This is a genomic window from Actinomycetota bacterium (genome assembly GCA_036280995.1).
Taxonomy (GTDB): Bacteria; Actinomycetota; CALGFH01; order CALGFH01; family CALGFH01; genus CALGFH01.
Genome location: DASUPQ010000376.1, coordinates 1 through 3,784 on the forward strand (window position 1 = coordinate 1; position 3,784 = coordinate 3,784).

At 75.3% G+C, this 3,784-nt stretch carries 6 protein-coding genes; 1 reads left to right on the forward strand and 5 read right to left on the reverse strand.

Annotated features, from left to right (window positions below):
• The first annotated feature begins 2 nt into the window (after positions 1-2).
• Entirely contained in the window at positions 3-98 is a 96-nt protein-coding gene (locus VF468_12700; protein ID HEX5879154.1) for a sigma factor-like helix-turn-helix DNA-binding protein, read from the forward strand.
• 42 nt (positions 99-140) lie between these two features.
• Here the strand turns inward: VF468_12700 and ribA are convergent, their stop codons facing one another.
• The 5 genes from ribA to VF468_12725 form a co-directional block, all read right to left on the reverse strand.
• Positions 141-851, reverse strand: a complete 711-nt coding sequence (ribA, locus tag VF468_12705) for a GTP cyclohydrolase II (protein HEX5879155.1) — start codon at positions 849-851, stop codon at positions 141-143.
• A gap of 11 nt (positions 852-862) precedes the next feature.
• The gene (locus tag VF468_12710) at positions 863-1,552 is read right to left on the reverse strand and encodes a dihydrofolate reductase family protein (GenBank protein HEX5879156.1); all 690 of its coding nucleotides are present in this window, start codon (positions 1,550-1,552) and stop codon (positions 863-865) included.
• Positions 1,545-2,429, reverse strand: coding sequence for a lysylphosphatidylglycerol synthase domain-containing protein (locus tag VF468_12715; protein ID HEX5879157.1), 885 nt, complete (start codon positions 2,427-2,429; stop codon positions 1,545-1,547). The genes VF468_12710 and VF468_12715 overlap by 8 nt, the downstream gene beginning before the upstream one ends.
• Entirely contained in the window at positions 2,426-3,463 is a 1,038-nt protein-coding gene (locus VF468_12720) for a glycosyltransferase family 4 protein (protein HEX5879158.1), read from the reverse strand. The genes VF468_12715 and VF468_12720 overlap by 4 nt, the downstream gene beginning before the upstream one ends.
• A 2-nt stretch (positions 3,464-3,465) precedes the next feature.
• Positions 3,466-3,784, reverse strand: a 319-nt coding sequence (locus VF468_12725; GenBank protein HEX5879159.1) for a 6-carboxytetrahydropterin synthase, incomplete at its 5' end; no start/stop codon positions are given.

Consider the following 3,784-nt stretch of genomic DNA (forward strand, 5'->3'; position numbering starts at 1 on the left):
GGATCACGCACGGCATCTCCGCCGAGCGGGTGCGCCAGCTCGAGCGGGAGGCACTCAACCGGCTGCGCCGGCTGGGCGACCCCGACCTCGCCGCCTGACGCCGAGCTCGAAGAACGCGACGACCGATCCGGCGTGAGGCCTCACGCCGGATCGGCTTGCTTGCTCACGGTGACGGGCGTGACGGCGGCGACCAGCCCCAGCAGCCGGTGCCCGCGGTACGCCTTCGCGGTCAGGTAACGGCGGTTCGCCGGCGACAGGTGCAGGCCGGTGGGCAGCCAGCCGTCGACGCCGACGCCGGCGGCGCGCAGCTGGGCCACCTTGTCCGGGTTGTTGGTGAGCAGCTCGACCCGGTCGACCCCGAGCCCGAGCAGCATCTGCGCGGCGACGTCGTACCGGCGCTCGTCACCGCCGAACCCGAGGGCCTCGTTGGCCTCGAACGTGTCGAGGCCCCGGTCCTGCAGGGCGTAGGCGTCGATCTTGTTGTACAACCCGATCCCCCGGCCCTCCTGGCGCAGGTAGACCAGGTAGCCGCCCGCCTCGTGGAGCCGGTCGACGGCCTCGGCCAGCTGCGGCCCGCAGTCGCAGCGCTGACTGCCCAGCACGTCCCCGGTCAGGCACTCGCTGTGCACCCGGACCAGGGGCGCCCGGTCCAGCGGCCCGCGGGACCGGGGTGCCAGCGGGTCGCGAGCGCGGTCACCCAGCGCGACCACGACGTGCTCCTGCCCGTCGGCGAGCCCGTCGAAGGTGATGATGCTGCCCTCGACGACCTCTCCCCCGGCCAGCCGGACGGGCATCCGGACCTGGCGGCGGACGGTGGCGGGGACGACGGCGGGTGACATCTCGGACGGCATGGGGCGGCTCCTCACGAGGCCTCGGCCGCGGCGAAGGCGTAGCGCAGCAGCACCACGTCGCCCATCTGACGGGTCTCCGCGAGGTGCGCCCGGTGGCCCGGGTGCCACGGGAACGCGCCGGCCCCCACGAAGCGGCGCGCGCGCGGGTCGCCGACGAAGAACGGCGCCACCACCAGGTGCAGCTCGTCGGCCAGCCCGGCGGTGAGGAACTGGGTGTGGATCTGCCCACCCCCCTCGACCATCAACCGTCGTACGCCGCGCCGCCAGAGGTCCTCGGTCAGGCTGCGGACGTCGACCGTGGCACCACCGTCGACCACGGTCGCGACCGAGCCCAGGCGGGCACGGGCCGCCTCGACGACCCCTCGTTCGCAGTAGACGACCTTCTCGCAGTCGCCGGTCGCGAAGAAGCACGCCGTCGGGTCCAGCCGCCCACGTCGAGTCACCGTCACCTTCATCGGGTGCTCGCCCAGGCCGCGGGCCTGACGACACTCGCGCAACCGGGCGTCGCGCACGAGCAGCCGGGGATTGTCGTGCCGCACGGTCTCGGCGCCGACCAGGATCGCGTCGACGTCCGCCCGGACGGCGTCGACCCGCCGCAGGTCGTCGTCGTTCGAGAGGACCAGCCGCTCGGAGGTCGCGGCGTCGAGGGAACCGTCGATCGAGACTCCGCAGCTCAAGATGGTGTACGGGCGCTCAGCCATGCGCCGGTTCCTCCGCTCGTTCCCGGGCGCGGGTGCCCACCACCAAGACCGCGGCTCCCGGGAGGACGGCCACCACCACCATGACGCCGAAGGCGACCGACGCGGACAGTCCCTGCTCGGCGCCCAGGCCGGCAGCTGCGAACGCCCAGGCGGCCATGCCCTCGCGGGGGCCCCACCCCGCCAGGTTCGCCGGCACGGCCGCGCCGACGAGAACCAGCACCGCCAGCGGCACCAGGGTCGGCAGCGGTGCGGTGACGCCGACCGCCCGGGCGGCGACGACGTACGTCGCCACCAGACCGGCCACGACCACGGCCGAGGCCACCACCACACCGGGCCAGATCCGCCGCTCGAGCAGCATCGCCAGGTCGGCGCGCAGCGTCGACCAGCTGCGCACCAGCGCCACGAGCAGCACCACGCCCACGACCAGGAGCGTGAGCAGCCCCGGCAGCGACGACCGCACCGGCGACGACAACAGCACCAGGACGAGGACCGCGATCGACGCCTGCACCAGCTGGCCCGCCGTCCGCTCCCAGGCGACCGAGCGCAGCCCGCGGGCCGGGTCACCGGCGGCGCGGCCGTGGTCGACGCCTCGGTGCACGTCACCGAGGACCCCACCGGGAAGCACCGAGTTGAGCAGCTGGGACCGGTAGCAGGCCGCCGTCGCCCGGCCGAGCGGCACGTCGACGCCCAGCCCGTTCGCCACCAGTCGCCAGCGCCACGCACTCGCCACGGTGACCGGCACTCCGAGCGCCGCGCCCACCGCCAGGGTCCCGGCGTCGAGCGCGGTCACGCCGCGCACGAACGGGTCGGTACCGACCCACCACACCACCGCGGCCAGCACCGAGGCACCCAGCAGCCACCCCCACCGCGGCCTCATGCCGCCACGTCCTCGAGCACCCGGGCCACCCGGTGGCCGGTCGCGAGCCAGTCCGCCAGCTCCGGCCGGCGGCTCCCGGCGGCGGCCCGAAGCCGTCGGCGCAGCCCGGCGTCCGTGACCCAGCCGCGTAGGGCGCCGGCCAGTGCGTCGACGTCGTCCACGGGAGTGAGCACACCCGGCGGCCGACCGTCGGGCGCGGTCCCCAGCGCTTCCGGCACCCCGCCCACCGCACACGCGATCACCGGGAGCCCTCGGGCCAACGCCTCGGTGACGACCATCCCGTAGGTCTCGGCCCGGCTGGCATGCACCAGGACGTCGGCCGCCCCGTACGCCGCGGCGAGTCGCGCCCCGGCGAGCGGCCCGGTGAGCTCGACCCGGTCGACGAGGCCGGCCGCCCGGATGTCGGCTCGGAGCCCTGCGACGTACGCCGGATCGCAGTCCAGCGAGCCCACGGCCACGCACCGCCACGGGAGGTCGGCGATCGAGGCCAGTGCGGCGACGAGCAGGTCGTGCCCCTTCTCGGGCACCACCGCGCCGACGCACAGGAGGGAGCCGCCGTCGGGACTGCCCACCGCGGGCGGGGCCGGATCGACACCGGGTGCTGCGACGTGCACGCGGGCCGGGTCGAGCCGGTGACGGGACAGCAACCAGCGGCGGGTCCAGTGGCTGGTGGCGACCACGGCGGTGGCCGAGCGCAGCACAGCGCCCTCACCCGCGCCGTCGAGCGGCATGTGCACGACCACCACGGTCCGGAGCCGCCTGCCCGCCGGCACCACCACCTCGGGGGCGGCAAGCGCGACCAGGCCGTCGAGGAGCACCGAGGCGCCGCCCGGTGGGCGGGCCAGGACGGCCGCCAGGTGGAGACGTGACTCCGCGTCGGCCCGCGGCCAGGTCCCAGGGACCTGCTGCAGGTCGACAGTCCACCCGGCGGCCGCCAGCTCCTGGCACAGCCGACGGTCGTAGGTGTTGCCACCGCTCGGCCGGAGCGGGTCACCGACCCCGTCCGGGGCCACCATCGTCACGGTGGGGGTCACCCTCACACCCCTCTCTCGTAGCTCGCCCGCGCGACGTGCGACTCGTGCAGGGTGACCGTCAGGCGGGTCACGCGGCCGCCGCCCAACCCGGCGCCGCCGAGTCCCGCGCCGCTGACCTGCTCCGCCAACCGGTCGGCCACGTGCTGGGCCAGCACCTCGGTCGTGGTGTTGCGGCCGGTGAACCGGTCGTCCTCGTCGAGGTTGCGATAGCCCAGGTCCGCGACCACCGCCCGGAGCGCGCCGGCGGCCCGGCCGATGTCGACCAGCATCCCGTCGTCGTCCAGGGCCGGCCCGGAGAACGTCGCGTCCACGACGTACGTC